The organism is Microvirga sp. 17 mud 1-3, assembly GCF_003151255.1.
Classification (GTDB): domain Bacteria; phylum Pseudomonadota; class Alphaproteobacteria; order Rhizobiales; family Beijerinckiaceae; genus Microvirga.
Genome location: NZ_CP029481.1, coordinates 3,780,001 through 3,804,790 on the forward strand (window position 1 = coordinate 3,780,001; position 24,790 = coordinate 3,804,790).

26 protein-coding genes are annotated in these 24,790 nt (G+C 60.6%); 7 read left to right on the forward strand and 19 right to left on the reverse strand.

The annotated features are described in order from the left end of the window. Positions 1 to 673: 673 nt before the first annotated feature. The 7 genes from C4E04_RS17785 to C4E04_RS17815 all read right to left on the reverse strand — a co-directional run bounded on the left by C4E04_RS17785 (position 674) and on the right by C4E04_RS17815 (position 7,836). Positions 674 to 1,651, reverse strand: a complete 978-nt coding sequence (locus tag C4E04_RS17785) for an ABC transporter ATP-binding protein (protein WP_174219293.1) — start codon at positions 1,649 to 1,651, stop codon at positions 674 to 676. Beyond that, a complete protein-coding gene (locus tag C4E04_RS17790) occupies positions 1,651 to 2,661 on the reverse strand; it encodes an ABC transporter ATP-binding protein (RefSeq protein ID WP_109599563.1) in 1,011 nt (336 codons plus the stop codon). The genes C4E04_RS17785 and C4E04_RS17790 overlap by 1 nt, the downstream gene beginning before the upstream one ends. A 4-nt stretch (positions 2,662 to 2,665) precedes the next feature. After that, the gene (locus C4E04_RS17795; protein WP_109599564.1) at positions 2,666 to 3,583 is read right to left on the reverse strand and encodes a dihydrodipicolinate synthase family protein; all 918 of its coding nucleotides are present in this window, start codon (positions 3,581 to 3,583) and stop codon (positions 2,666 to 2,668) included. 23 nt (positions 3,584 to 3,606) lie between these two features. Further along, complete coding sequence (locus C4E04_RS17800; protein ID WP_109599565.1) at positions 3,607 to 4,488, reverse strand: ABC transporter permease; 882 nt, start codon at positions 4,486 to 4,488, stop codon at positions 3,607 to 3,609. Positions 4,489 to 4,490: 2 nt separating this feature from the next. Further along, complete coding sequence (locus tag C4E04_RS17805; protein ID WP_109599566.1) at positions 4,491 to 5,450, reverse strand: ABC transporter permease; 960 nt, start codon at positions 5,448 to 5,450, stop codon at positions 4,491 to 4,493. A 66-nt stretch (positions 5,451 to 5,516) separates the two neighbouring features. Next, the gene (locus C4E04_RS17810; RefSeq protein WP_109599567.1) at positions 5,517 to 7,100 is read right to left on the reverse strand and encodes an ABC transporter substrate-binding protein; all 1,584 of its coding nucleotides are present in this window, start codon (positions 7,098 to 7,100) and stop codon (positions 5,517 to 5,519) included. A 13-nt stretch (positions 7,101 to 7,113) separates the two neighbouring features. Beyond that, positions 7,114 to 7,836, reverse strand: a complete 723-nt coding sequence (locus C4E04_RS17815; RefSeq protein WP_109599568.1) for a FadR/GntR family transcriptional regulator — start codon at positions 7,834 to 7,836, stop codon at positions 7,114 to 7,116. 116 nt (positions 7,837 to 7,952) lie between these two features. Here C4E04_RS17815 and C4E04_RS17820 point away from each other — a divergent pair, with 116 nt between their 5' ends. Genes C4E04_RS17820 through C4E04_RS17830 form a run of 3 tightly spaced genes read left to right on the forward strand, consistent with a single transcriptional unit; the run spans position 7,953 to position 11,596 of the window. Beyond that, positions 7,953 to 8,924, forward strand: coding sequence for a Gfo/Idh/MocA family protein (locus tag C4E04_RS17820; RefSeq protein WP_109599570.1), 972 nt, complete (start codon positions 7,953 to 7,955; stop codon positions 8,922 to 8,924). Continuing rightward, positions 8,921 to 9,922, forward strand: a complete 1,002-nt coding sequence (locus tag C4E04_RS17825; protein WP_109599572.1) for a Gfo/Idh/MocA family protein — start codon at positions 8,921 to 8,923, stop codon at positions 9,920 to 9,922. The genes C4E04_RS17820 and C4E04_RS17825 overlap by 4 nt, the downstream gene beginning before the upstream one ends. Positions 9,923 to 9,961: 39 nt before the next feature. Beyond that, complete coding sequence (locus C4E04_RS17830) at positions 9,962 to 11,596, forward strand: putative N-acetylmannosamine-6-phosphate 2-epimerase (RefSeq protein WP_109599574.1); 1,635 nt, start codon at positions 9,962 to 9,964, stop codon at positions 11,594 to 11,596. Positions 11,597 to 11,731: 135 nt separating this feature from the next. Here C4E04_RS17830 and C4E04_RS17835 read toward each other — a convergent pair whose 3' ends face one another. The 5 genes from C4E04_RS17835 to C4E04_RS17855 form a co-directional block, all read right to left on the reverse strand. Beyond that, a complete protein-coding gene (locus C4E04_RS17835; protein ID WP_162559453.1) occupies positions 11,732 to 12,058 on the reverse strand; it encodes a hypothetical protein in 327 nt (108 codons plus the stop codon). Between the two features lie 292 nt (positions 12,059 to 12,350). Beyond that, a complete protein-coding gene (locus tag C4E04_RS17840) occupies positions 12,351 to 12,917 on the reverse strand; it encodes a DUF488 family protein (RefSeq protein WP_109599578.1) in 567 nt (188 codons plus the stop codon). A gap of 9 nt (positions 12,918 to 12,926) precedes the next feature. Further along, the gene (locus C4E04_RS17845; protein ID WP_109599580.1) at positions 12,927 to 13,136 is read right to left on the reverse strand and encodes a DUF2945 domain-containing protein; all 210 of its coding nucleotides are present in this window, start codon (positions 13,134 to 13,136) and stop codon (positions 12,927 to 12,929) included. Further along, positions 13,133 to 13,552: a hypothetical protein gene (locus C4E04_RS17850; protein ID WP_210204582.1), complete on the reverse strand. Its 420-nt coding sequence runs from the start codon at positions 13,550 to 13,552 to the stop codon at positions 13,133 to 13,135. Before C4E04_RS17850 ends, C4E04_RS17845 begins: the two co-directional genes overlap by 4 nt. A 144-nt stretch (positions 13,553 to 13,696) precedes the next feature. After that, the gene (locus tag C4E04_RS17855; protein WP_245416149.1) at positions 13,697 to 14,083 is read right to left on the reverse strand and encodes a PRC-barrel domain-containing protein; all 387 of its coding nucleotides are present in this window, start codon (positions 14,081 to 14,083) and stop codon (positions 13,697 to 13,699) included. Between the two features lie 499 nt (positions 14,084 to 14,582). Between C4E04_RS17855 and C4E04_RS17860 the strand changes: the two genes are divergently transcribed. Then, on the forward strand, positions 14,583 to 15,011 hold the full coding sequence (locus tag C4E04_RS17860) for a hypothetical protein (protein ID WP_109599584.1): 429 nt from the start codon (positions 14,583 to 14,585) through the stop codon (positions 15,009 to 15,011). 508 nt (positions 15,012 to 15,519) lie between these two features. Here the strand turns inward: C4E04_RS17860 and recA are convergent. Both recA and C4E04_RS17870 read right to left on the reverse strand, forming a co-directional pair. Next, on the reverse strand, positions 15,520 to 16,593 hold the full coding sequence (gene recA / locus C4E04_RS17865) for a recombinase RecA (protein ID WP_371682009.1): 1,074 nt from the start codon (positions 16,591 to 16,593) through the stop codon (positions 15,520 to 15,522). Between the two features lie 311 nt (positions 16,594 to 16,904). Continuing rightward, the gene (locus tag C4E04_RS17870; protein ID WP_109599587.1) at positions 16,905 to 17,261 is read right to left on the reverse strand and encodes a DUF1801 domain-containing protein; all 357 of its coding nucleotides are present in this window, start codon (positions 17,259 to 17,261) and stop codon (positions 16,905 to 16,907) included. A 124-nt stretch (positions 17,262 to 17,385) separates the two neighbouring features. On the opposite strand from C4E04_RS17870, the gene C4E04_RS17875 reads away from it, so the two are divergent. Next, positions 17,386 to 18,036, forward strand: coding sequence for an ABATE domain-containing protein (locus C4E04_RS17875; protein ID WP_109599589.1), 651 nt, complete (start codon positions 17,386 to 17,388; stop codon positions 18,034 to 18,036). A 27-nt stretch (positions 18,037 to 18,063) separates the two neighbouring features. After that, entirely contained in the window at positions 18,064 to 18,888 is an 825-nt protein-coding gene (locus C4E04_RS17880) for a DUF2066 domain-containing protein (RefSeq protein ID WP_109599591.1), read from the forward strand. 140 nt (positions 18,889 to 19,028) lie between these two features. Here C4E04_RS17880 and hdhA read toward each other — a convergent pair whose 3' ends face one another. Further along, positions 19,029 to 19,796 carry a 7-alpha-hydroxysteroid dehydrogenase gene (hdhA, locus tag C4E04_RS17885; RefSeq protein WP_109599594.1) on the reverse strand — a complete coding sequence of 256 codons (768 nt, stop codon included), beginning with the start codon at positions 19,794 to 19,796 and terminating at the stop codon, positions 19,029 to 19,031. 177 nt (positions 19,797 to 19,973) lie between these two features. Here hdhA and C4E04_RS17890 point away from each other — a divergent pair, with 177 nt between their 5' ends. Further along, positions 19,974 to 21,299, forward strand: a complete 1,326-nt coding sequence (locus C4E04_RS17890; RefSeq protein ID WP_109599596.1) for a serine hydrolase — start codon at positions 19,974 to 19,976, stop codon at positions 21,297 to 21,299. A 14-nt stretch (positions 21,300 to 21,313) separates the two neighbouring features. Here C4E04_RS17890 and C4E04_RS17895 read toward each other — a convergent pair whose 3' ends face one another. The 4 genes from C4E04_RS17895 to C4E04_RS17910 are packed head-to-tail and all read right to left on the reverse strand — an operon-like array spanning position 21,314 to position 24,686. Then, a complete protein-coding gene (locus C4E04_RS17895; RefSeq protein WP_109599598.1) occupies positions 21,314 to 22,405 on the reverse strand; it encodes an NADH:flavin oxidoreductase/NADH oxidase in 1,092 nt (363 codons plus the stop codon). Positions 22,406 to 22,436: 31 nt separating this feature from the next. Then, a complete protein-coding gene (locus C4E04_RS17900) occupies positions 22,437 to 23,174 on the reverse strand; it encodes an SDR family NAD(P)-dependent oxidoreductase (RefSeq protein WP_109599600.1) in 738 nt (245 codons plus the stop codon). Beyond that, entirely contained in the window at positions 23,171 to 23,917 is a 747-nt protein-coding gene (locus tag C4E04_RS17905) for an SDR family NAD(P)-dependent oxidoreductase (protein ID WP_109599602.1), read from the reverse strand. The genes C4E04_RS17900 and C4E04_RS17905 overlap by 4 nt, the downstream gene beginning before the upstream one ends. Then, complete coding sequence (locus C4E04_RS17910) at positions 23,910 to 24,686, reverse strand: polysaccharide deacetylase (RefSeq protein ID WP_245416151.1); 777 nt, start codon at positions 24,684 to 24,686, stop codon at positions 23,910 to 23,912. Before C4E04_RS17910 ends, C4E04_RS17905 begins: the two co-directional genes overlap by 8 nt. Positions 24,687 to 24,790: the final 104 nt, after the last annotated feature.

Below are 24,790 nucleotides of genomic sequence, written 5' to 3' on the forward strand. Positions count from 1 at the left end.
ACTCGCAAAAGTGGTTAAACTCTTGCGATACTCCAGTATCCAGCAATCAGGATTGCTCGAACACTTGCTCAATTGTTACAGAGGAACCTCAGACCCGGCCCGAAGACCTTCGCCCAAGGCTCATGCTCACAATCCGGACTCTTGACGGTCCCGATCCGGCGCAACCGCCAAACCGAGCTCCGAAGAACCCGGCCCTGCGCACGCCTGTTGAGAGTGAAGCTCGCCAGACCAAAATCCGGCGGGGCCGCGGATATGTCCCCGCCCGATCCAATTGTCAACTCCAATCCGCAACCAAAGACGAACAACACAACCCAGACCAGCCAAGGGCCCGCGATAATCCTCGGCAACCATGGAGGAGAGAGGCGCAGCGGAAAGTTGGACGATATTGCATAACCTTGCGGTGTGAGTGCTCTTCGCTGCACGCGCCGTCCTAGCTACTCGCCTCCGCAGTCGGAAGGACGGTACATTCTCTACTGAGCAGGACGTCATCCCGGTTGGCTAGAGACGAGTCAGCATAAAAGATGCTGTCGAGTTTCGAGGAGCGCCCTGGGATTCGCTTTGTGCTGTCGCGGCAAATTCGAGATACCCTGTCACAGGCCTAGTCTGTCCAAGTCTCTTAATCTTGCAGCCTCTCATCCCTCGTCCGGTTCGTCGCATTTAACGACGTGACGCCTTATTGGTCGCCGCCGCCAAGGGACCGGATACAGGCCTTAAAATGCCCCGGCGAAACCTCCTCAAGTGGCGGCACAACGCGTGCGCAGTCGTCAATGGCATGAGGGCAACGGGTCCGGAAGACGCAACCCGAAGGCGGGTTAGCCGGGCTGGGAATATCGCCTTTCAGGATCTGGCGGGTGCGGCCCCGGCCGGGTTCCGGCGACGGAATGGCCGACAGCAGCGCGCGGGTATAGGGATGGCGCGGATCGGCATACAGCGCCTCGCTTGGCGCGATTTCCATGATGCGCCCGAGATAGAGAACGATCACTGTATCGCAAATGTATTCGACGACCGCGAGGTCGTGCGAAATAAACAGCATCGTCAGGCCGAGACGCTTCTGCAGATTGCGCAACAGATTAACGATCTGGGCTTGAATGGAGACGTCGAGGGCGGACACTGGCTCGTCAGCGACGATCAGTTGTGGTTCGAGCGCAAGAGCACGGGCAATGCCGATGCGCTGACGCTGGCCGCCTGAGAACTCGTGAGCATAGCGGTCAAAGGCATCGGCGGGCAGGTCAACAGCCTCTAATGCCTTTTTGGCCCTCCCTACCCGCTCCGCCCGGGTGCCAATGCCCTGTATGTCGAGGCCCTCGGTAAGGATCTGGCCGATGGTCATGCGAGGCGACAGGCTTCCGAAGGGATCCTGGAAGATGTATTGGAGGTTTCGGCGTTGCCGACGCATCTCCGCCGAGGAGAGTTTCGTCAGATCGGTGCCGTTGAAGCGCACTTCCCCGGACGTCGGCTCAATCAGTCTCAGCACCGAGCGTCCGATGGTGGTCTTACCGCTGCCGGATTCCCCCACGAGGCCGACGACCTTGCCGCGCGGAACGTCGAAGGAAATGTCCTCGAGCGCATGCACGACCGGGCCGCGGGAAAAGCCAGTAGGCCTGAAGTGCTTGGTCAATCCTCTGACAGAGAGCAGCGGCTCTTCCATCACTATATCTCCTCCCATCTGATGCACCGGCTCATCTGGCCACCGCCTGTCTCGAACAGAGGCGGCACGGCTGCGCGGCACGCGTCGACGGCATGGGGACATCGCGGGGCGAAGGAGCAGCCTTTAGGGAGCTGGACAAGGCTGGGAACGGAGCCCGCAATGGTCGGCAGCGGGATATCCTGGCGCCTCAGGGCCGTGGCCTCTCCCAGCTTCGGTACCGAACGCATGAGTCCGGTCGTATAAGGATGCCGTGGATGGGCAAAGACCTCAGCGACACGACCGGTCTCGACGATGCGCCCGGCATACATGACTGCCACCCGATGGGCGACCTCCGCGACAACGCCGAGATTGTGGGTGACGAATAGGATCCCCATTCCCCGCTCCTCCTGCAGTTTGCGCAGAAGATCGAGGATCTGGGCCTGAATTGTGACGTCGAGCGCCGTGGTAGGCTCGTCCGCAATCAGCAGGACTGGGTCACAGGCGAGCGCCATCGCGATCATCACGCGTTGGCGCATGCCCCCCGAGAGTTCGTGCGGATACTGCCTGGCGCGCCGCTCGGGATCGGGAATGCCGACATCGGCCAGGAGCTTGATCGCCGAGGCAGCGGCCTCCCTATGGCTGCGCCCAAGATGGATGCGCATGGGCTCTGCGATCTGCTCCCCGACCGTATAGACCGGATTGAGGCTCGTCATGGGCTCCTGGAACACCATTGCGATGTCGTTGCCCCGGATACACCGCAGCGCCTCGTCGCCGATGCTGGCCAGTTCCTGAACGTCGCCGGACTTACCCCGAAACAGGATGCTGCCTTCCTCGACCTTCCCGACCTTCTTCGGGAGAAGCCCCATGATAGAAAGGCTCGTCACGGACTTGCCCGACCCTGACTCCCCCACCAGAGCCAAGGTCTCCCCTGGCGCGATGGACAGGTCCAGGTCCTGGACGGCGGCAACCTGCCGTCCGCCGATGCGGAACACCGTCTTCAGACCTGAAACGGTAAGGATCGGGCGGCTGCTCATAGCGTTAGTTCAGGAGCCCGGCCGCGCGGACGATTTCCTCGATCTTCCCGGCCTCCTCCGCGTTGAGGGTGCGCTGAGGCCGCGCCATGGTGTTGGTGGCAATAACCCCGAGGCGGCGCATGGCGGTTTTGAAAGCACCAACCCCTGCCGAACCGGCGCTGGTACGGGGCAGCGAAACCCAGACCATCTCGAACAGCCGGCAGAGGCGCTCCTGCTCCTTGCGGGCCGCCTCCCAGTCGCCTGACTGGGCATGGTTCCAAAGCTGGACATAGCCTTGAGGGTCCACATTTGCGAGACCCGGTACGACGCCGTGCGCACCCATCTGGAGGGCATTGTCGACCACGATCTCGGACCCAGTCATCAGGAAGAAGTCGGGCTTGGTCTTGAGATCGAGCAGACAGAAACGGAAATTGCCGTCATCGCCGCTCGAATCCTTGAGACCCAGGATGGTTCCCTCATGCGCCAAAGTGACGGTGGTCTTGCGTTCAAGCTTGGTGTGGACACAGACCGGGATGTCGTAGGCGATCACCGGTATGTCGAGAGCCTCGCGCACATAGCGGAAGTGATCGATAACCTCAGGCTGGCTCGTACGGGTATAGAAAGGAGCGGTCACGACAACAGCATCGACACCGATTTCCTGCGCGGCTTTCGCATGGCCGATGACCCGGTCAGTGGTCGGATCGATGACGCCGGCCAAGACCGGCAGGCGGCCATTCACGACCTTTACCGTGTGCTCCAGGATTTTGCGCCGCGTCGCCGCGTCGTGGAAAATCACCTCGCTCGTCGAGCCGAGCACGAAAAGACCATGCACACCACCGGAGATCAAATGCTCCAGGACCCGCGTATAAGACGGATAGTCCACCTCGTAGGTCTCGGTGAGGGGGGTAACGACGGGAGGAACGACGCCGTAGAAGGTAGTCATAGGAAGCCTTTATCGTTGAGCTATTAAAGTTCGGAGCGAGGGTCGAACGCATCGCGCAGACCATCGCCGACGAAATTGATCGCGAGCACGGTGATGACGAGCGCCGCACCCGGGAACATCCACTGCCAGACGTATTGCTCCAGCACGACCGTGGAACGCGCCGCGTTGAGCATATTGCCCCAGCTCGCCTCCGGCGGGGCAATACCAAGCCCGAGGAAGGAGAGGCCGGCCTCCAGCAGGATCGCATTAGCGATCTGGAGCGTCGCATAAACGACGAGGATATCGATGCAGTTCGGGAGGCCATGCCGGAACAACAGGTGGCCCATACCGGCCCCCATGCCGCGCGCCGCGATCACGAAATCGCGCTCGCGCAGCTCAAGAAGGCGCGCACGCACCATGCGCGACAGGACCGGCCAGGAGAGGAGCGAAATGACGAGAATCGTCGGTAGGATGCCAGTGCCGGCGATCGACGCGAGAACGAGCAGGAAGATGACCGGCGGCAACGTCATGGCGAGGTCGACGAGACGCATGACGGCACCATCCACCACGCGTCCGCCGAAGGACGAGACCGCGCCGACAAGAAAGCCGATGATCGTCGAGATCGCGACCGACGTCACGGCAACGAGGAGCGAAATGCGCCCGCCTTGCATGAGTCGCGCGAAAACGTCGCGGCCGACACCGTCCGTACCGAACCAATGGCTGGCGCTCGGCCCCTTGTTGAGGGCCCTCAGATCGATCTGGTTCGGCGCATAGCTCCACCACAAGGGATAGGTCAGAACCGCCGCGACGATGACGACGAGCACGATGAGCCCGACCAGGGCCACACGATTCAGGGCGAAGCGGCCGAGGGCGCGGGCGATGGGGCCCTTGCGGACAACGGTTGCTTGGATTGCTGCTGCGCTCATCGTCAGGCCACCTGGATACGCGGGTCGATCGCCGCATAGACGATGTCGGTGAGGATGTTGACCAGGATGACGCAGGCGCCGATGATCAGCGTCGCGCCCATAATTACAGGGTAGTCCCGGGTATCGACGGCATTCACGAGCAGAAGGCCCATGCCGGGCCAGTTGAAAACGCTCTCTATGAAGATCGCGCCACCCACCGCAATGCCAATGGTCGAGCCGATAAGGGTCACGACCGGCAGAAGCGCATTGCGGGTCGCGTGCTTGATGATAACCCAGAACTCCTTCACACCCTTTGCGCGGGCGGTGCGGACGTAATCCTGGTTCAGAACCTCGAGCAGAGAGGCCCGCATATAGCGCATGATCAGCGCCGCGTGACCGATGGACAGGAGACAGGCCGGAAGAATCAGATGGGCGAGCAGATCACCGACCGTGAACGGCGCTCCGGGCGTCAGCATCCCGCCCGAGGGCGCCCAGCGCAGCACCACAGAGAACATGTAGAGCCCGAGGATCGCCGTCAGAAAGGCCGGGCTCGAAATGCCGAAAAAGGCCGCCACCGAGAGGCCGAGATCGGTTGCGGAATTGCGCCGCACGGCACTGACAATTCCGGCCGCAATGCCGGCCATGATGGCAATGGCCAGGCCTGCCGCCATGAGCAGGATGGTCGGTCCTATGCGCTCGAGCACAAGGGGAAGGACCTCTACGCCATTGCGCTGTATCGAGAAGCCTAGGTCGCCGGTCACAGCGGCACGCAGCCAGGCAAGATACTGGATGGGCAGGGGCTGGTCGAACCCAAGCCTCGCACGCAACGCATCCATCTCCGCCTGCGACATGGCGACGTTCGGGTTGATATAGGCGTCGATCGGATCACCGGGTGCCAGACGCAATAGGGCAAAGACGAGCATGCTCAGGGCAACGAGCATCAGCAGACCAGTGGCGAGGCGCCGCGAGATATATGTCAGCATGAGCACGCTCAAAGAATCTGGGAGGCGGCCCGGCGGGCCGCCTTGTTCAGATGCATGACGGATCGGCTATTTCTCGACCGACCATTTCTCCGGATGGGCGTTATAAGGCCCGCCGGCGGGAGCCGGCACCCAGACGAAGTCTTTCAGCTTCGTCGAGGCGACGCCGTAGCGGTTGGCGACCCACATGGTGGCCCAGGGGAGATTGGCGTTCATCGCTTTGCACACGTCCTGGTAGCGGGCGCTGAGTTGCTTCTGGTCAGTCTCCGCGAGCGCAGTGTCCAGCGCCTTGGTCACCTCCGGCATCTCGATACGCAAAAAGTTCGCTCCAGCCGGGGGCTTCTGTGCGGCGTTCAGGCCGATATTGAGGCCCGAAGGATCGGGTCCGTTCTGAAGGCCTGCATAGACAAGCGGGAACTGGCCGAAATCCGGATTCGCCGCATAGATAATGCTGTTATAGGTCGGCGTGTCGACCACCCGCGGCACCACGTTGATGCCGACTTGCGCGAGCATTGCCTGCACGGCCGCCATCACATTGGCCGCCTGGGGCGTGTTGTAATAGGTGAGCCAAGTGATCGGCTTGGTGCCGTTGACCTTGTCCCAGCCGGCCTCGGCCAGCAGAGCCTTGGCCTTAGCCGGATCGTATTTGTAAGAATCCAGCCCTTCAGGCACGAGCTGTTTGGCGACATAGCCGCAATTGGCAACGGTTGCCGCACCGCCATAAAGGCTGTCGATGATCGCCTGACGGTCGATGGCATGCATCACGGCTTGGCGGACACGAAGGTCTTTCCAGAGGGGGACCTGCTGGTTGAAGCCCAGATAGTTCACGACGAAGGACTGTCCTTCGATCACCTTGAAGGCATTGTTGTCCTTGAAGGTCGGGACATCGTCGGATTCGACATAGGTGAACTGGATCTCGCCTGCGCGAAGCGCAGCTACAGCCGCGGCAGTGTTCTTGAAGTAGCGGTTGATGACTCGGTCGACCTTCGGGCGACCGAGGCGGTAATCTTCGTCCGCGACCAGTTCGACATACTGGTCGGTAACGTATTGCTTGAACTTGAAGGGGCCGGTGCCGATGGGCTTGGTTGCCCACCAAGTGCTGGTCGCGAGCTCCTTCGGCGTGAAGCCAGAGAGCGCATGCTCGGGCAGGATCATTAGCTTCGTTAATGTCGCGAGGAACCCGGAATCGGGCCGCGAAAGCTTAATGACCACCGTACGCTCGTCGGGCGTCTCGACTGCAGAGACGGCTCCAAGACGGGCGGCAAAAACCGTCCCAGTCTCGCCATTTTTGGCCAGATCAACCGTGAACTTCACATCCTTCGACGTGAACGGCTTGCCGTCGTGCCATGTCTCCCTGGCGAGCTTGAAGGTATATTCGGTCTGGCCGGCATTAACGGAGAATTCTGACGCGAGAGCGCCCTCGATCGCGGTCAGATCGGCGTTGTAATTGACCAACGGCTCGAAATAGACGTTGAGCCAAGTGAAACCGCCAGTGGCTGCGAGCGGATTGAAGTTGCCCTGAAAACCGCCGGGACCGACATCGAAGCCGCCTGTGATTGTCTTCTGTTCCTGGGCCGTCGCCGGAAGTGTCAGTGCGGTCGTTCCAAGGAGCGCCGTCACAGCGAGTGCCAGGGTCAAGGGTTTCAGTCGCATCGAATTCCTCCCGTCAGGATTTGTACGGCTGCTTGTTGTTTGCGATGACTTGCAGAATGCCTTCGTAATGTTCGTCGAGCCTCTTACGGGCTCGTTCGACGTCGCGGGCCGCAATGGCTTCGACGATCTCGTGGTGATCGCGCCAGGTCGACAGCGGATCGGAATTGTCCAGATTGGCGAAGTTGGAGGCCTTGTAGAAGGCGCGCCAGAAGACCTCGATCAGCGCGGTCAGCATCCGGTTGTTCTGGCAGCGGAACAGCAGGCGGTGAAACAGCTCGTCCTCTTCGGCGAAGCTCTCGTTGCGCTCGGCGCGCTGACGCATCCGCTCCGTGACATCGCGCAGGGCCGCAAGGTCCTCCTCGCCGATCATCTCGATCGTCTTGTCGATGAGGCCGACCTCGAGAACACGGCGCAGCTCGCGAAGCTCCTCGACGTCCCGCAATGTGTCCCCGAGCCCATAGGCCAAATTGTCGAGCAGCGGTTGGAATGAAAATTCCTTCACGAAGACGCCGATCCCACGGCGGGTCTCCAGAATTCCTAGGGATTCGAGGGCCTTGATGGCCTCGCGCACCGAGTTTCGGCCCACGCCAAGCTGCTGGGCCAGGAACGATTCCGGTGGCAGGGCGTCGCCGGCCTTAAGCTTGTTGACCTCTATATAGCTGCGCAGGCTTTCCTGCACGGTGACATGCAGCGATGGCGGCCGGCTCAAGGGCTTCAGGTCTTTAAAGGCGGACATCCTTCGCTCCCGCTCACCACATCGACCGATCCAGCCAGGACGATCCATGATCTGACTTGTAGCATATCAGCTTGTAGGATATCCTGCAAGGAGACAGGAAGCCTGGACCGAAACCCATGAAGATTGCCCTGCTGGGTGTCAGCCATTGGCACGCTGACATGCATCTGGATGCCGCCATTTCCTCAGGCGGCGAAGTCATTGCCGTTTGGGACCAGAATGGCGAGATCGCGGCCAGATTTGCAGCGGACCACGGTCTCCGCGCCCGATCGAACGTCAGGCACGTCATCGACGACGAGCCCGATCTCGTGGTCGTCATGGGCCATCCCCATGCCGTTCCGGATCTCGCCCTCGAGATCATGGCGGCCCCTTTGCCGATGATATTGGAAAAGCCGGCAATCACGTCCACGGTCGGTCTCGCCCCGCTCGTAGACCAGGCCCGCAAGCGCGACAGCTTCGTCGGAGTTCCACTTCCTAACCGCTTTGGGCCGATCTTCCGGGAGATGGCCCGGCTCGACGCAGCCGAACGGCTCGGCAGCCTTGCCCATGGACATTTCCGCATCATCAACGGCCCACCGCAGCGCTATCGCGACGATGGCGTGAGCTGGCTGCTCGATCCGATGGCCAGTGGTGGCGGCGCGCTGCGCAACCTCGGCATCCACGGCATCGACGCGGCCCTTAGCCTGGCACAAGGAGCCTTACGGGTCACGGCCGCCACAATGGGCCACCGTATTCACCGAGAGCCGGTTGAAGATCATGCCCTTGTCACTCTCGTGGACGAGGCAGGAGCGCTCTTCACGGTCGAGGCCGGCTACACCTATGCGTCCATGGCACCCGGCGGCGATTTCGAATGGCGGATCGCCACCAGCAACGCCTATCTGGTCGACCACGGCGAGACTGCCCGGTGCGCAACGCTCGACGACGGGCATACCCGTGCCCTGGAGCCCGAGCACCCCGCTACACGCTACCGTCTTTTCATGGCCGATACACTCGACAGGCTTCGCGCGGGGGCTCCGCCGACTGTCGGCATCGAGGATTATCAAGCCGCCATGCAACTGATCGATGCAGCATACGAGAAGGCGAATCCATGATCGGTGTGGGAATCATTGGGGCCGGCCATTTCGGCGCGGTCCATGCGCGCGCCATGAAAGGGGTCAAGGAGGTCCGGCTTGTCGCATCTTGCCGTGAGAGCAAAGATGCAGCCGCGGCTTTTGCTGAGGAACATGGCGGCCGGAGTTACGGGGACTGGCGCGCTTTGCTGGACGATCCGACAGTTGATGCCGTGGTTATCGCGACGCCGCATCATCTGCACGAGGAGATCGCCGTCGCGGCTGCACGGGCTGGCAAGCATGTCCTGCTCGAAAAGCCCATGGCCCCTAGCCTCTCGTCCTGCGACGCCATCTTGGCGGCGGCCGATGCGGGTGGCGGCAAGCTGATGATCGGGCATGTGATGCACTTCGCCCTGCCCTGCCTCAAGGCTAAGGAAATTATTGATTCCGGAGCGCTCGGGGCGCCTGTCCTGGGTTCGAGCTGGATGATCAAGCTTTGGATGGAAAGCAACCGGCGCTCCTGGCATCTCGATCAAACCTGTGGCGGCGGCATGCTGATGACGGCCGGCATTCATGCCCTCGATCGCCTGATCTGGCTGATGGGGCAGCCCGTAACCGGCATCACTGCGATGACGGGCACCTATTTTCACGATCAGGAGGCAGACGATTCCGCGCTCCTCGGGTTGCGCTTCGCCAATGGCCGGATCGGCCAAGTCGCCAGCGTCGGCTACCGGGACGGCGCGGTGTCCTTCGCCATGGATCTTGTTTGCGAAAAAGGTACGATCCGTATCGATTTCGATCATGGCGTGTTCGTCGGGCAAGAGGGTGTCTGGGCTCCGGTCCCCCATTCCCTCGAGCCGAACTGGATGGACAAGGCCGTCATGCGCGAATGGCAGGCCATGGCGGCGAGCATCGCTAATGACACCCCCTCCCCCGTCAGCGGCGCTTACGGACGCCATGTCGTCGCCTGTATCGAGGCCGCTTACCGCGCCAATGCCGAGCGCCGCGAGGTACAGATCGTTGACGCTACATTTATGTAACCCGCTCCCCGACAACGACACGAAAATCCGGAACCGGTCATGAACTCGCAGCTGGCGACCGCCGCACTCCTCAACAGGCTAAGAGGGGGCCTCATCGTTTCATGCCAGCCCGTCCCCGGAGGCCCGTTCGACGACCCTGCCTCGGTCGTCCGCTTCGCACTGGCGGCTCAGGCAGCTGGCGCCAGGGGTCTTCGGATCGAAGGCGCGGCCAATGTTGCTGCCATCACTGCTGTCTCTTCGCTTCCGGTCATTGGGCTTGTGAAGCGTGACCTTGCGGATACGCCGATCCGGATCACGCCTTGGATTGAGGACATTAAGGCACTATCCGAGGCTGGCGCCGCGATCATAGCATTTGACGCTACAGACCGGCCCAGGCCCGTCGCGATTCAGACCCTGGTCCATGAAGTGCGTGCGCTCAATCGTATCGCGATGGCTGATATTGCGACGATCTCCGAGGCAAGGAATGCCATCGCACTCGGCGTGGCTATCATTGGCACGACAATGTCCGGCTATACGCATGCGGGGCCGCCTCCCCGCATGCCGGACATCAATCTGGTGAGGGAATCCGGCGCGCTCGGCGCGCCGGTTTTCGCCGAAGGCCGCTACAACGAGCCACGTCTGGCGGCCGCAGCCATGCGGGCAGGAGCAACGGCGGTGGTGGTAGGCTCCGCCATTACCCGTCCGGAGCATATCACGCAGTGGTTCGTCGAGGCTGTCACGGTCGAAACAGCCCCACCGAAACCCGTCCTGGCGATCGATATCGGCGGCAGTAAGACCGCCGTCGCGCTCGTTCTGGAGAATCGAATTGTCGAGCGGCGGCAGGTTCGCACAACGCCTGCCGATGGAGCGGAGGCATGGCTGAGATCGGCCGCGGAGGCAGCACGGGATTGGCATGGTCAATATGCCGGTGTCGCTGCCGCCGTGACGGGCCTCGTGCATGACGGGTGCTGGACAGCCGTCAATCCGGCGACTCTGCCCGTTCCCACGGGTTTTCCGCTCGTGGCGCGCCTGGCTGATCTCTTTGCCTGCCCCGCTATGGCATTGAATGATGCTCAGGCGGCGGCTTGGGGCGAATATCGCTTTGGAGCCGGACGCGGGCGGGACCTTGTCTTTCTGACCGTATCGAGCGGGATCGGCGGAGGTGTCGTTGTAGCTGGGCGGCTCCTGCAGGGATCGAGCGGCCTTGCCGGGCATGTCGGCCAGATCCCGGTGCCAGCTCCCGGGGGCCATTATTGCCGCTTGGAAGATCTGGCGTCCGGATTTGCCATTGCGGCAGCTGCCCAAGCTGCCGGGCGTGCAGCGGATGCCAAAGCCGTTTTTTCCGCGATGGAGGCGGGTGAGAATTGGGCCGAACACATCATCGCTGAAGCTGTGAACCATCTCGCCCTGGCACTCCCGGGATTGCAGGCGCTCCTGGATCCGCAAGTCATCGTGATCGGCGGCGGCGTAGGTCTCGCGGACGGCTTCCTCCCTCGGCTCGAGAAAGCACTGTCCCGCTTTCCTTCTGCTCTCAGACCCTCCCTGGCATCGGCTCACCTTGGGACGGACGCGGGGCTTCTAGGGGCAGCAGACCTCCTGAACAGGCAAATGTCCGAAATTCATGACATGGAAATGGCTGCAGCCCATGGTGCCTCCACACCTATGGGTAGCCACCGTTCGTCTGCAGAGACCTGATATCCGAGAACCGATCTCCCAGAGCGCTTGAGTATGGGCACAAGAATGCTGCGCAAGGCTCGAGAGGCGCCTTAAGTGACCATGTGCAAGCTTCAGTCTCGCACAAGCCTCCTTAAACTAGCCCCTCGGGCGCTCCTAAGGACCCTGTACCGTCTGAAGGTTCAACTCATCGATGATCCTGTCACGGCGATCTTCGCAGGCTCGGGCAGTCGCGGAGATCTGCTCGAGGGTGCTCCGGCCCGACCCATAAAAGCCTGCTCCAGCAAGTGTGGAGGCAATCCCGATCACGAGCACAATAGGCGCTGATCCGAACAGTCCGAAGAGGAGGCCCACGAGCAGCAGAATACCTGCTCCAACCGCGACCTTCGCCACGATCATGCTCTTTCGGCATTGCGTTGCAGCCTCAGACAACGCCTCGATTTCGGCTTCGAGATCAGCGATCTGTTTATGGAGGTCCATCATACCCATGTTCTAAATGCGAAACTCGCTCTCAGAAAGGGGGCCATACCTACCCTGGTCGTCCGTTTGAACGATCGAACCGGAAGGTGTTCTGGCTATACTGGACTGCCGCCTTCGATGGACTTCAAAATTCAAGTGAATTTTGACTGCAATGAGTACGCCTTCGAAGAAGACACCAGGAAGAGATCGTCTCTAAGCTGTCTGAGATCGGCCCATCGACTGAGTTGTGAAAGACGCCAATATCGGGGGGCCCCATTATTGCTGGCATACTAAGCGCACGGCTTTGAGCTGAACCTCAGCTAAGCGTTGCAACTCCGCTTCCCGGTTTATTTCCAGCTGGATAAATAACGCTTCGATCGGGTCGAACGAAAGCACCCTGTGTAAGCCGAGCCGGTTCCAAACGGCCTTTTCCCATAATGTGAAACACGGCATTGTCCCGAGCTATCAGATTGTCGGCTATAAGGCGACGATGGCACCGCCACCATACGGCCTCGGAACACATGATCGCGCAACGCCGCCTATGCCCCTCCTCAATCAGACGTCTAAGTCCTGCCTGAAACGGCTCCGACAGCGCATAGTCGGCATAGTTATGGAAGCTCTTGTTCGTCCACATTCCGTTGACGTCTAGAGGCATGGCTTTGGCTTTCCCGCGAAGACCGCCCAGCTCCGGGATATGCTCATAAGAGATCTGGTAGGCTGCTAGCGCGTGCGGGAGCGTATCCTTGTTGAACTGCGGATTGGCTCTCGACATCGGGACTTTTCTGACGTCCACGAGATGTTCAATCCGGAACTCCTGCAAAAGCTCGACAAGCTCCTCAAGGCTCCGGTTGGAGTGGCCGATGGTAAAGAGTGGCAGCGTCACACGTTGCCTTCACGCGCGATCGAGCGCGCTGCCTTTATGTGCAGCGATATGGTTAGTTCTGTCGCTCTTGATCTCGTACTGAGGGTCATCCTCCGAGGCGTGATGTGTGTATCCTTTGTAATCGAAATCGCGGGTATGGACCTTGACGATTCTCCCGGACACGCGTCCCGCCTCGGAATTCCAACTTACATGATCGCCGACATTGAATTTGTGGGTCATTTTACCTCCGACGCTCCAATTGAAAATGCTCCTCTCAATATAGAGACATCCATTCCTCCATCGAGCATCATGCAGATGCTGCGCTCCGCCGCTTCGCGGATTGCCGGCCAGTTGCGCCGGCTACTTGTCAATACAATACGCTCCGGAGCGATATGCGCGAAGGTCAGGCAGGCCGCGTGAACCGTTTGGGCTTCGATGGGAATGAAAAGCGCAACGATATCGCCATTATATCCGGCGGAGCGGTTGACGTGGCCACTCGGTAAAAGGCTGCCATAGAGTGGCTTGGCCGCGTAGTGCCCCCGGAGCCCGCCCTCAGTTTTCAGCTCGCGGAAATCATGACGATGCAGCGGATAGCGGAAGTAGTAAGAGATCCGCGGGACCCGCCGCAATTCGCCAAGATCAAGATCATCGACCATTACCGCCCGATCTTCCGTCTGATCGCTCGACCCTGGGGCCCGGGCCCAAAGGCAGTCACGGGATATAATCCACTCCTGTCTTTTCTGAGCGGAGAGGCGAAGAAGGCTGACATCATCAGCCTTCGACAGGGACGGGAATCGAACTCAGATGCCCCAGTAATATGGCACCCGCCAGTAATCATGCAGTTCCCGCTCACGCTCCCGTTCCGTCCAGTCGTAGTCACTCCGCTCCCGATAGAATGTAGGAGCGCCACGAAGCTGCTCCTCAGTAATGTCAGTACGGTACCCTCCTAGGCTCGTGTCGTAGGTCAGCTTGCTCCAGGGAATCGTGTGCTCGTCTTCTCCCATACCCAGAAAGCCGCCAAAGCTCATCACTGCGTATGTGACTTTGCCGCTCATCTTCTCGATCATTAGCCGCTTGATTGAGCCGAGGTGGTTGCCCTGCGGATCATAGACGGCGGTGCCCTCAACCCGGTCACTCTCGATCAAGGGTTTCCCGGTCATCACACCCGGAGCATCGCTCTGCGTCATCGTTTCCTCCATTAGGTTCGCATGGCATGCAGGAGCCATCGTCCTCCTGACAGTGAGGTAACTCGCGCTCAAAAGCCTCGTTCCCGTTTGCGGAAGCCGGAACGGTTCGCCTGACCGGAGCCGTGAAGGCCACGCTTGATTCCCGGCGGCTTCGGATGATATTTCATCGAGCCTCTTCGTGTTCCATCCACCCTCCAGCCTTAGTCCTGGATACGGCTTCTGATGTGCGCTCGGGGAGGTGAAAATCACGAGGAAGATTCACTCGCGATCCCAAGATGGCGACGAGGACAGGCTTTTGCTTAGCCCGGAGTAGCCGAGGCGCCTGTTTCCAGCAGTCCGCCGGGAACAGTTCCAGGCCCTTTTAACCTGATCGTCTGATGGGGCAGCTGGCAGGATGAGGCCCTTCCCGCCCGGGACACCTTGCCAGACTCGTAGCGGCGCTGGGGAAGCCCAGGCAGCGCGCCAAGGGATTGCTGTCCCTTGACCTCCATAATGTTCTATGTTTGTTCTCATTCATCTCGAACAGGAAGGTCAACAGACAGTGAGCCGCGCAGGAACAACCCAACGACCAGCGGAATGCCACGACCTCGAACAGCAGTTGAGGGAAGTGAAGAGACTGCTCGCGAGAGCTGAGCAGCAGATCAGGAAACAGCAAGAGAAGGTCGGGAATCAGAAGCAGCAGATTCGCGAGATCCAGGCCCAGGCAAGGCAGGAGGCGAATCTCGCTGCCGAATGTGAGGAGCTGAAAGCAGAGGTCCTTGAGTTAAAGGGCGAGATCCGGGAACTGACACGTGCCAACCGTGAGCAAATTACGAAAAACGAGGCCCTCCAGGCTGAAATCATGAGGTTGAAACTCGGGACCAAAGCTCAGAAGTCGAATGGGATGCGGATCGGAGCGAACCTCCGAGGCTTGCCTGCAATCTCCTGATTGCAGGAGCCCACAAACCCTTCAGGGTCTTCTAGCGGACACAGCCTGAACAGGGAGCGTCTGCGCCGGGGAGTTCGTCGCGATCGCGTCTTGTGGGTTCGAGGCGGGGCCGCATGTCTCAGTTGCTGCGCCCCAACCCACAGATGCTCCTGGTCTGGCATTCAAGGGCCTCGGTCCCGCCAAGGAAGAGGTTGGGCGGGTTTGGCACGCTTGACCCTATCGTATGCGACGGCCGGCACTTTCGCGGGATCGACCTGCCAGTTTATGAGCATGAACCCGGCAGTCTCCCTCCAGCTGCTGGTTGCGATCATCCATGGCTGCCTCCTTCGGATCAGATAAGCCATAAGTCATGTGTCGCAGAGGGGCCGGGCAAGAGCTTAGATGGGGATGGTGAGGTTGGTTTTCATATAACGAAAAGGCCGCCCACATAAGGGCGGCCTTGTTATTTCGTACACAAGCGATCCTATCTGGGACGCTGAAACATTCAGATTTGTTTTTGAGAGACCCCTCAGGCAGCATCCTCCGATGTACTCACATCGTCATTGCCCTGCAGGTCCGCGATCAAGAGTCCGGCATTTTGGCGGATCTTACTCTCGATCTCGGCAGCAATCTCAGGATTGTCCTTCAGAAATGCCTTGGCGTTCTCGCGGCCCTGGCCGAGGCGCTGGCTGTCATAGGAGAACCAGGCGCCGGACTTCTCCACCACGTTGGCCTTTACTCCCAGATCGATCAATTCGCCCATCTTCGAGATGCCCTCGCCGAACATGATGTCGAACTCGACCTGCTTGAAGGGCGGCGCGACCTTGTTCTTGACGACCTTGACGCGCACCGAGTTGCCGATCGGCTCATCGCGATCCTTGAGGGTCGAGACGCGGCGGATGTCGAGGCGCACGGAGGCATAGAACTTGAGCGCATTGCCGCCCGTCGTCGTCTCAGGCGAGCCGTACATGACGCCGATCTTCATGCGGATCTGGTTGATGAAGATCACCATCGTGTTGGCGCGGTTAATCGAACCGGTGAGCTTGCGCAGGGCCTGGCTCATGAGACGGGCCTGGAGACCGGGACGGCTCTCACCCATCTCGCCCTCGATCTCGGCCTTCGGGGTCAGCGCCGCCACCGAGTCGATGACCAGCACGTCCACGGAGCCGGAGCGCACGAGCGTGTCGGCAATCTCGAGGGCCTGCTCGCCCGTGTCGGGCTGGGAGATCAGCAGGTCGTCCAGATTGACCCCGAGCTTGCGGGCATAGACCGGATCCAGGGCATGCTCGGCATCGATAAAGCCGCACACACCACCCTTCTTCTGAGCCTCAGCAATTGTCTGAAGTGCGAGCGTCGTCTTGCCCGAAGATTCCGGCCCGTAGATCTCGACGATGCGTCCCCGCGGCAGGCCGCCGACCCCGAGCGCAATATCCAAGCCGATCGACCCAGTCGAGACCGTCTCCACTTCGATGACCTGATCGCCACCGAGGCGCATGATGGCGCCTTTGCCAAAGGCTCGTTCAATCTGGCTGACGGCAGTCTCTATTGCCTTGGCCTTATCCATGCTCATCGCAAATCTCGTGCTTCGTGAAGGGTGCCCCATCCTAGAGATAGGGGAGCCGATCCACAAGAACAAATAGGGAACATATTGTCGCTGCTCTCACGTAGATAAGCTGAGCTGTTGCAAGCGAAACCGCAAACGGGGCTCGCGTACTGCCCTGACAATCGGATAGGTGGTTGCCACCCAGCGAGAGCGCATGAGACACGTCAGGATCCATCCTATCCTGAGCATAGGGCTCGCCTGCGAATGTCGGATTGCACGAGTCGACATGCCGACTGCCCCAGCCAAGTCTATCTCGCAACCGTTGCAACCGCTGCAACCGTCGCAGAGTCATTGCCTGTCGAATGACGTCCTTATTTTCCGCAGGAAACCAATCGTTGCATCAGATTGCTCAGCTGGGACTCAGCCTGCCTAACATCCTGCATAGATCGTAACTTGAGATACGCCCTCCCCTTTGGTCCTGGCTCGAGCATCGGAAACTGCTCAACCAAGTTGCCGGGGCTGTGAAATATCCAGGCGACACAATCCTTGACCCGAGGATTGATCGATACGAGAGGCTCCACGTGTTCAAAGCTAGGGCCGCCCCATCGGATGGTTTCGTTGATCTCTGGGTGCGAGGACATGATTATGGACCGCACCATGCCGATCTCAGCCTTGAGCGGATGCTCGATTTTCTCAATAAAATCAGTAACGCTGGCCTCTGTTCCCATCTAAATGCCCTGCCCGCAACTGCTCACCTGCCACGTCACCAGCAAAACATGGTTAGATGGTTGACGCAACCGAGTTTACGTGATTTCGTGGAGCATCCTTTAGAAGCCGTCTCCGGTTTTCACCATGCCGAGAGTGTTCACAGACACCCCTTCGCGAGCCGGTTCTCTTCACCTTATTGGCGATGCGCTCGCGCTCGATTTTGCCAACACCTCGAGTGGCAGGGGCGGACCGAAACATCTCGATCATCTCCGCGAGCCAAGACATGTGGTGGACTGGTCTGAACATGCGGGCATTCTCGACCGGAAAACTGCGGACCAGGTGCGAGTACTGATCGGACAGGACGATCCAGATTTTACCGATCTCCTGGCGCAAACGGTCACGCTCCGCGAAGCCATTCATCGCATTGGTGCCGCCATCGCGGCCGGCTCAACGCCATCGAAAGCGGATCTTCAAACCATTAGCACAGCCTGTGCACGGGCCGTTGCAGGAGCAGACCTGGTTCCTGACGATCGAGGGTTTCGGTGGCAGTGGCCTGTCGATCCACCGACGGCACAAACTATCTTAGGGCCCATCGCCCTGTCGGCGGCAGGGCTGCTCAGAGAGGGCGACCTATCTCGCTTGAAAAAGTGCGGAGGGGAGCATTGCGGGTGGCTGTTTTTCGACCTTACGAAGAACAACAGCCGACGCTGGTGCGATATGGCCGTGTGTGGGAACCGCCAAAAGAGTCGACGTCTTCGCCAGAAGAGAACCTTTGTCGCCACCGAAGAGACCTGACATCGCTTTCTTCTTTGGAGGAGAAAAATGCGCGCTGCCCCGGCCGGCTTGCTTGTGCTTCTCATGCTCGGCTTGAAAGGCGAGCTTTCCAACGCAGCTGAGATTGTTCCGAATATCTATGTCGGAAAGACCATCACGACCGGGACTTCAGAGGAACACCGGCCAGCCGCACTGGCAAAATGCTTTATCGACGTATTGGTTAAAGCATCAGGCGACCCTCGTCTCGCCACCAATGGAAGCGCAGCGGCTATGGCAGAGCATGCTGCGACTTTCGTCAAGAGCCTTCGCTATCGAGACCGGCTCGAAGGCCGCCCTATCCATGATGAACAAGGCACTCGCGACCGCCCCCATGATCTGACCGTCGAATTCGAACCAAGTCAGATCGATGGCGCTTTGCAATCGCTCGGTAGTCGGCCCTGGACAGCCGAGCGTCCAAAAATCGCAATGATTGTCTTTGTCCGTTTCGGAGAAGCATCCTACATCCTCACGCAGAGCGAGCCTCGCGGCGAGAATCAGCGTGAGGCGCTGCAAGCTGCGTCTGACCGGATCGGTGTTCCGGTAGCGCTTCCACGGCTGACAGGCATTGCAAGCAACAATGCCCCTATCGACCCAACCGCCGCATTGACTTTTAAAGAGGCCGAAGAACTCGCGAGCACGCTGGGGGTCGATCGTGTTGTCACGGGCAGTATGATTTTCAGCGATGAGGCGCAGGGCTGGATTGCGAAATGGCGCCTTCACGAACCAGCAGGTACTGCTCAGTGGCAGGTTACAGGCGTGAACTACGATGAAGCATTCCGGGTCGCGCTTCGTGGCGCGGCACAGATCCTTTCGGGGAACGGCCGTCCACTCTAGCTTTTCATCCTACGAATTGCCTTCGCGCCGTCCTTGAGAGATCACTGGCTCGGCACGAGTGTTCGCCGCATGCCACCTTTGGACGTCAGAACCGAAATTTATGGTTCGCCGCAAGAGGTCTTACCGCGTCTTCCGATATGTCAGTCCAGCTCCTGGACGCCCCCACCTGAGACGGTGAGAACCTGGCCACTGATCCAGGACGCTGCTGGCGAACAGAGAAACAGGGCAGCATTGGCGATATCCTCAGGCTGCCCCAGGCGCCCAAGCGGGGTGTGACGCAGCATCGCCTTCTCGGCTTCGGGCGTCAGTACGCTTGCCAGGGCGTCCGTGCGGATCGCACCGGGCGCGATGGCGTTGACGCGAATACCCTGTGGGCCGAGGTCGAAGGCCATGTTTCGTGTCAGGTGATTCACCGCCGCCTTGGATGAACCGTAAGACGCCATCCGCACATTCTTGTTCTCGCCTGCCATGGATGAGACGTTGAGGATTGCGCCGCGGCCCTTCCCGGCCATATGCGGTGCGGCCAGTTGCGACAGACGGAAAACTGAAAATAGATTGAGCTCAAATGCCCAGCGGAAATCTGCCATCGGCATGTCGAAGGGCTTGGGACCGCCGCCACCGGCGTTGTTGACGAGAATTGTGGGCCCCCCAAAGTTGTCGGTGACAGCCTGCATCGCGGATTGCAGGTCCGCGTCCTGAGTGACGTTGCAGCCGATCCCAACCGCCCGGCCGCCGGCGCGCGTGATCTCGGCAGCTACCTTTTCGGCCGTCTCTGCCTTGAGGTCGCTGACCATCACAGCCGCGCCAGCCTCGGCAAAGACCTGAGCGATGGCCCGCCCGATACCGGCACCTGCTCCTGTGACAAGAGCCACTTCATCATCAAGGCGGAATTGCTTGGGATCATACATGCCAAAGCTCCTTCACGGGGCGTACCTCAGGCTGCGGCTCCTGAAATTGTCAGGTCAGTCAGAGAATTTGCTCCCAAACTTTGGGCATCTTAAGGCACCCGTATTGGGGCCATAGTGCCATGCGATCCTGGCCACACTGACGCGGCTCCGAGGGTGCAGCATGGAGGACGGGCGGCAATGTTTCTCCCAAAGTGTAAGCGGCGCCTGTTCGCCCTCATTTTGGCAGTCGCCATGAGCGGTCCAGCGCACACGCTGGCCCAGCCGGGCTGGACAGCCAAGGCGTCCGATCCGGTTACTCTGGGCTGGATGCAGGGCTCTCCACCGGCTCCGGACCGGATTATCCGTTTTGCTGATGGCACCTATCGGTCCTTCCCGCAGTGGCGCTGGACCGTCTGCCACTTTCAGCAGCTGGAGCCGACGATACCGGTCTCGCGCGGCCTAGGACCGCCACGTCCGCTCGAGAGGGCGGAGCGGGCTGATATTGAGAGCCTTCGCTTCACTCCGCTGGGCGCGTCAGAGCCGATGACGTTCATGGAAGCGTTCGACAGGAACTTCACCGACGGGATTATCATCCTGCACGAAGGACGAGTCGTCTATGAACGCTATGCCGGATGCCTGTCGGAGCAGAACAGGCACGCGGCAATGTCGGTCACAAAATCGCTCATCGGCCTGCTTTCGGAAATCCTTATCGCTGAAGGCACGCTCGACGAAAACCGCCGGGTCGACTCCTATGTTCCCGAGCTTGCATCAAGTGCCTTTGGAGATGCCACGATCCGACAGGTCCTCGATATGACCACGGGTCTTGAGTTCAGCGAAAATTATAACGACCCCGCAGCCGATGTGTGGCGCCACGCGATGGCAGGCAACCCGCTGCCGAAGCCGGACGATTACTCGGGCCCCCGCACCTATTATGAATACCTGACCACAGTCCGCCGAAGCGGTCCTCACGGTGCTGCTTTTGGCTACAGGACTGTGAATACCGACGCCATGGGATGGATCCTCAGCCGGGTGACCGGCCGGCCAGTCAGCGATTTGCTGGCGGAGCGGCTCTGGAGCCGGATCGGCGCTGATCTGGAAGCCTATTTCACGGTCGATTCCATCGGCACACCATTTGCCGGAGGCGGCTTCAATACAGGCCTCCGGGATCTCGCACGCGTCGGGCACCTACTCCTCGATGACGGCATGATCGACGGTACCCGGATCGTACCGGAAGCAGCAGTGAACAGCATCAAGCGCGGCGGCAGCAGGAGCGCCTTTGCACAGGCCGGGTACTCTCAGCTCTCCGGATGGAGCTACCGCAGCATGTGGTGGGTAACTCACAACAAGAATGGTGCGTTCATGGCACGCGGCGTGTACGGCCAGTCTCTCTATATCGACCCGACTGCCCGTACGGTGATTGCCAGGTTCGCCTCGCATCCAGAAGCAGGGAATGCCGCCAACGATCCGACAACCCTGCCCCTCTATCAAGCCATTACAGATTTTCTGATGAGCTCGGTTCAGTAGTATTGTGGTGCCAGCTAGCGCCCGAAGGTCGGGCGATACTGGTTGGTCGCACCGAAGCGGTAGGGCGCAACGACGTCAAGCTTGACCCCAAGTTCCTCTGCTGCATGCCAGGGCCACCGTGGATTGTTCAACGCTACTCGCCCTAGCGCAACAGCGTCAGCGTCGCCCGTCGCGATGATCGCCTCTGCATGAAGCGGCGAGCGGATCATGCCTACCGTGAGCACCGGAATACCGACCTCGCGCTTGATCCGAGATGCGAAGGGTAGCTGATAGGCGGGCCCGACCGGGATCTTCGCCATGCCGTTGCCACCGCTCGAGATATCGACATAGTCGCACCCATGGTCGCGCAGGGCGTGAGCAAGGGCCACGGCCTCGTCCGGCACGATACCGCCCTCGAGCCAATCCGTGCCGTTCAGACGCATGCCGACCGGAAAATCCGACGGACAAGCTGAGCGGACAGCATCGAACACGGCCAGCGGCAAGCGCATCCGGTTTTCCAGCGAGCCGCCCCATGCATCCTCACGTCGGTTCGCGATCGGCGACAGGAAGCTTGACAGCAGGTAGCCATGGGCGCCGTGGATCTCGATCGTATCGAAACCAAGGCGCAGCGCCCGCTTCGCGGCTGCGGAGTAATCCGCAATGACCTTTTCTATACCAGTCTCGTCCAGCGCTAGTGGGGTCTGCCATCCTTCGGCGAAGGGAATGGCCGAAGGACCGACCACTTGCCAGCCGCCCGCCTCTGGCGCGACATGACCACCATGCCAGGGGCGCGCGGTCGAGGCCTTGCGCCCGGCATGGCCGAGTTGCAAGCCAAAAGGCATGTCGGAGAACTGCCGCGCGAAAGCCAGTGCTGAAGCCATGGCGGCTTCGGTTTCGTCATCCCAGAGGCCGACGCAACCCGGCGTGATGCGGCCTTCAGGCGAAACACCCGTAGCCTCGACCATCATCAGACCTGCACCCGAAAGAGCATAGCTGCCCCAATGCAGGCGATGCCAATCGGTAGCACGGCCAGCCTCCGCACTGTACTGGCACATCGGCGAGATGACGATACGATTGTGCAACTCCAGCTTGCCCAGCCGGAGCGGTGAGAACAGGGTCGTGGTCATGTAGTCTCCTTGGCCCCAGAGGACCAATGTTTCAATTGTTGTTGCGCACGCGCGCAGCCGTCCAGCCGCCATCGATCGCGATGGTCTGGCCGCAAATGAAGGCTGCTTGATCCGAAGCAAGGAAGGCGATCAGATTGGCGACATCGCCAACCTTTCCGGCTCGTCCAACCGGGGTGCCTTGCAGGATCAGTTCGCGATAGACCTGATCGGTCAACAAACGCTCGGTCATGGCTGTAAGAATCAGGCCTGGGGCGACCGCGTTCACTCGGACTCCCTTAGCGGCGTAGTCCGCGGTCATCTGCCGGGTCAGCCCGTCGATCCCAGCCTTCGAGGCGGCATAGGCCGCGTTGTTGCGCCAGCCTATCAGGCCGAACATCGACGCGACATTGATGATCGAGCCGGAGCCGCGCGAAAGCATGTCAGGAAGCACCGCCCGTGACATCCGGAAGGATCCGGTGAGGTTGATCTCGATGATACGCGACCAGCCGGCGTCGTCGGTTTCGTGCACGGCGCGCGCGCCGCCCACCCCGGCATTATTGACCAGAACGTCGATCTGGCCAAACCGGTCAAGGGTGGCCTGCACGATGCGCGCGGGCGCTGATGGATCGGCCAGATCTTCGGTCAGATCCAGCCGGTTCTCATGCCCTGGCGCTTCCCCCTCGGCGCGGTCAACGGCGCAGACACGAAGCCCGTCGGCCATAAGCCGCGCGACCGTCGCGGCGCCGATCCCGCCTGCAGCACCGGTGACGATTGCAACAGGTCTGCTCATGCGAGCCTCCCGCCATCGACCGGCAGCATGACCCCTGTGCAATAGGAAGAGGCCGGTGACGCCAGATAGACCACCGCCTGCGCCACTTCCTCCGGCTGGCCGAGCCGACCGAGCGGATGGATCGAGATCATATGAGCACGGTCGGCCTCGGCGCTGGCGGCATCGAGCGTGCGGTCGAACATCGGGCTATCGATGGATCCCGGGCAAACCGCGTTCACGCGGATTCCGGACGGGGCCAGCGAGATCGCGAGCGACCGCGTCATCGACACGACTGCCGCCTTGGAGACGCCATAGGCTCCGAGCCGGGCGGATCCCACCAGACCGGCCGTCGAGGCGATATTGACGATGGCCCCTTTGCCTGCCGCCTTCATCTTCGGCACTGCAGCCTGAATGCAGTTCAACCCGCCGAACAGGTTGATGTCCATCACCCTGCGCAGGTCGGCGGGAGCACAGATCTCCAGACCGCCTCGCGGCCCCTCGATTCCGGCGCTGTTCACCAGAATGTCGCAGACAGGGATATCCGCGAAGGCGGTGTCCACTGCCGATGCATCGGTGACATCCACCACATGGCATGCGGCGGCTGAACCGAGGTCCTTGGAAATCTCACCAAGGGCCGCCGCATCACGGTCAAGGAGCACCAATCTGGCTCCAGCTTGGGCAAGCGCGTAGGCCGAGGCGCGTCCCAGGCCAGAACCGGCACCGGTCACAACGGCGGTTTGACCACCGAGAAGCAGATCATTCATTTCTTGCGGCCCATTCCGAGGCCACTTGATGGCCTGTAGCGAACCATACGCCGGGCTTCGACCGGATGTGCTCGATGATCCTGCGCAGCAACGGCAGGCGCATCGGCCGCCCGATGAACTGAGGATGCATTACGAGATTGAAGAGACCGTTCCATTCATGAATCGTGTCAAACTCGTCGCGCCAGTTCTCGAACACCTGCTGATTGGTGAACTGCGGTCGCCAAGCCTGCAACGCGAACATCATGTAGGGCGCGTCGTCGCATCCCCAGTGCCACGGCAGTTCGAGCGGTCCGGCCTTGCCGTCCGCCAGCGTATGGCGATAAGGCACGACGTCTGCCATGAGCGAGCTGTCGTATAGGATTCCCTGCTCGTGCAGCAGCCCCATCAGGGTAGGCGTGGTTTCGCCTGCCGGCGAACGGTAACCGGTCGGGCGCTTTCCTATCACTTTGTCAAAGGATTCAAGGCCGCGCAGGATGGACTCGCGTTCGGCATCCGGCTTGTCGGGGTCGACGCGCTCATGCAGATAGCCGTGATGCGCGATCTCGTGCCCGCCTTCGAGGATCGCGTGGATGCGGTCCTGATACTTCTCGATGGTCCAACCGGGCGTGAAGAAGGTCGCAGGCAGATTGTATTCGCCGAGAAGCTTGAGGATTTCCGGTACACCGCGCTGGGCTCCGTAGGTCCCCATAGACAGGACGCCAGGGCGGCGGGCATTTTCTGGGTCGCGGGCGAGCCATAGCGTCTCAGCGTCGAAGTCGAAAGTCAGCATGACGGCGCATCGCGCCCCATTTGGCCAGTTCATGGCGCTCTCTCCCGGCAATGCGGCAAGGTACCTCGCAGGACCGCCGCAATATCGAACCGGGCTGGCCTGGC

Coding starts and splice junctions, on each gene's coding strand:
- C4E04_RS17880 (WP_109599591.1), top strand. CDS start 18,064: ATGCGCGCTGCCCCGGCCGGCTTGCTTGTGCTTCTCATGCTCGGCTTG.
- C4E04_RS17855 (WP_245416149.1), bottom strand. CDS start 14,083: ATGACGCAGAGCGATGCTCCGGGTGTGATGACCGGGAAACCCTTGATC.
- C4E04_RS17810 (WP_109599567.1), bottom strand. CDS start 7,100: ATGCGACTGAAACCCTTGACCCTGGCACTCGCTGTGACGGCGCTCCTT.
- C4E04_RS17860 (WP_109599584.1), top strand. CDS start 14,583: ATGTTTGTTCTCATTCATCTCGAACAGGAAGGTCAACAGACAGTGAGC.
- C4E04_RS17820 (WP_109599570.1), top strand. CDS start 7,953: ATGAAGATTGCCCTGCTGGGTGTCAGCCATTGGCACGCTGACATGCAT.
- recA (WP_371682009.1), bottom strand. CDS start 16,593: ATGGGGCACCCTTCACGAAGCACGAGATTTGCGATGAGCATGGATAAG.
- C4E04_RS17790 (WP_109599563.1), bottom strand. CDS start 2,661: ATGAGCAGCCGCCCGATCCTTACCGTTTCAGGTCTGAAGACGGTGTTC.
- C4E04_RS17830 (WP_109599574.1), top strand. CDS start 9,962: ATGAACTCGCAGCTGGCGACCGCCGCACTCCTCAACAGGCTAAGAGGG.
- C4E04_RS17905 (WP_109599602.1), bottom strand. CDS start 23,917: ATGAATGATCTGCTTCTCGGTGGTCAAACCGCCGTTGTGACCGGTGCC.
- C4E04_RS17800 (WP_109599565.1), bottom strand. CDS start 4,488: ATGAGCGCAGCAGCAATCCAAGCAACCGTTGTCCGCAAGGGCCCCATC.
- C4E04_RS17795 (WP_109599564.1), bottom strand. CDS start 3,583: ATGACTACCTTCTACGGCGTCGTTCCTCCCGTCGTTACCCCCCTCACC.
- C4E04_RS17835 (WP_162559453.1), bottom strand. CDS start 12,058: ATGATGGACCTCCATAAACAGATCGCTGATCTCGAAGCCGAAATCGAG.
- C4E04_RS17850 (WP_210204582.1), bottom strand. CDS start 13,552: ATGGTCGATGATCTTGATCTTGGCGAATTGCGGCGGGTCCCGCGGATC.
- C4E04_RS17890 (WP_109599596.1), top strand. CDS start 19,974: ATGTTTCTCCCAAAGTGTAAGCGGCGCCTGTTCGCCCTCATTTTGGCA.
- C4E04_RS17900 (WP_109599600.1), bottom strand. CDS start 23,174: ATGAGCAGACCTGTTGCAATCGTCACCGGTGCTGCAGGCGGGATCGGC.
- C4E04_RS17875 (WP_109599589.1), top strand. CDS start 17,386: ATGCCGAGAGTGTTCACAGACACCCCTTCGCGAGCCGGTTCTCTTCAC.
- C4E04_RS17910 (WP_245416151.1), bottom strand. CDS start 24,686: ATGCTGACTTTCGACTTCGACGCTGAGACGCTATGGCTCGCCCGCGAC.
- C4E04_RS17805 (WP_109599566.1), bottom strand. CDS start 5,450: ATGCTGACATATATCTCGCGGCGCCTCGCCACTGGTCTGCTGATGCTC.
- C4E04_RS17870 (WP_109599587.1), bottom strand. CDS start 17,261: ATGGGAACAGAGGCCAGCGTTACTGATTTTATTGAGAAAATCGAGCAT.
- C4E04_RS17815 (WP_109599568.1), bottom strand. CDS start 7,836: ATGTCCGCCTTTAAAGACCTGAAGCCCTTGAGCCGGCCGCCATCGCTG.
- C4E04_RS17845 (WP_109599580.1), bottom strand. CDS start 13,136: ATGACCCACAAATTCAATGTCGGCGATCATGTAAGTTGGAATTCCGAG.
- C4E04_RS17825 (WP_109599572.1), top strand. CDS start 8,921: ATGATCGGTGTGGGAATCATTGGGGCCGGCCATTTCGGCGCGGTCCAT.
- C4E04_RS17895 (WP_109599598.1), bottom strand. CDS start 22,405: ATGACCACGACCCTGTTCTCACCGCTCCGGCTGGGCAAGCTGGAGTTG.
- hdhA (WP_109599594.1), bottom strand. CDS start 19,796: ATGTATGATCCCAAGCAATTCCGCCTTGATGATGAAGTGGCTCTTGTC.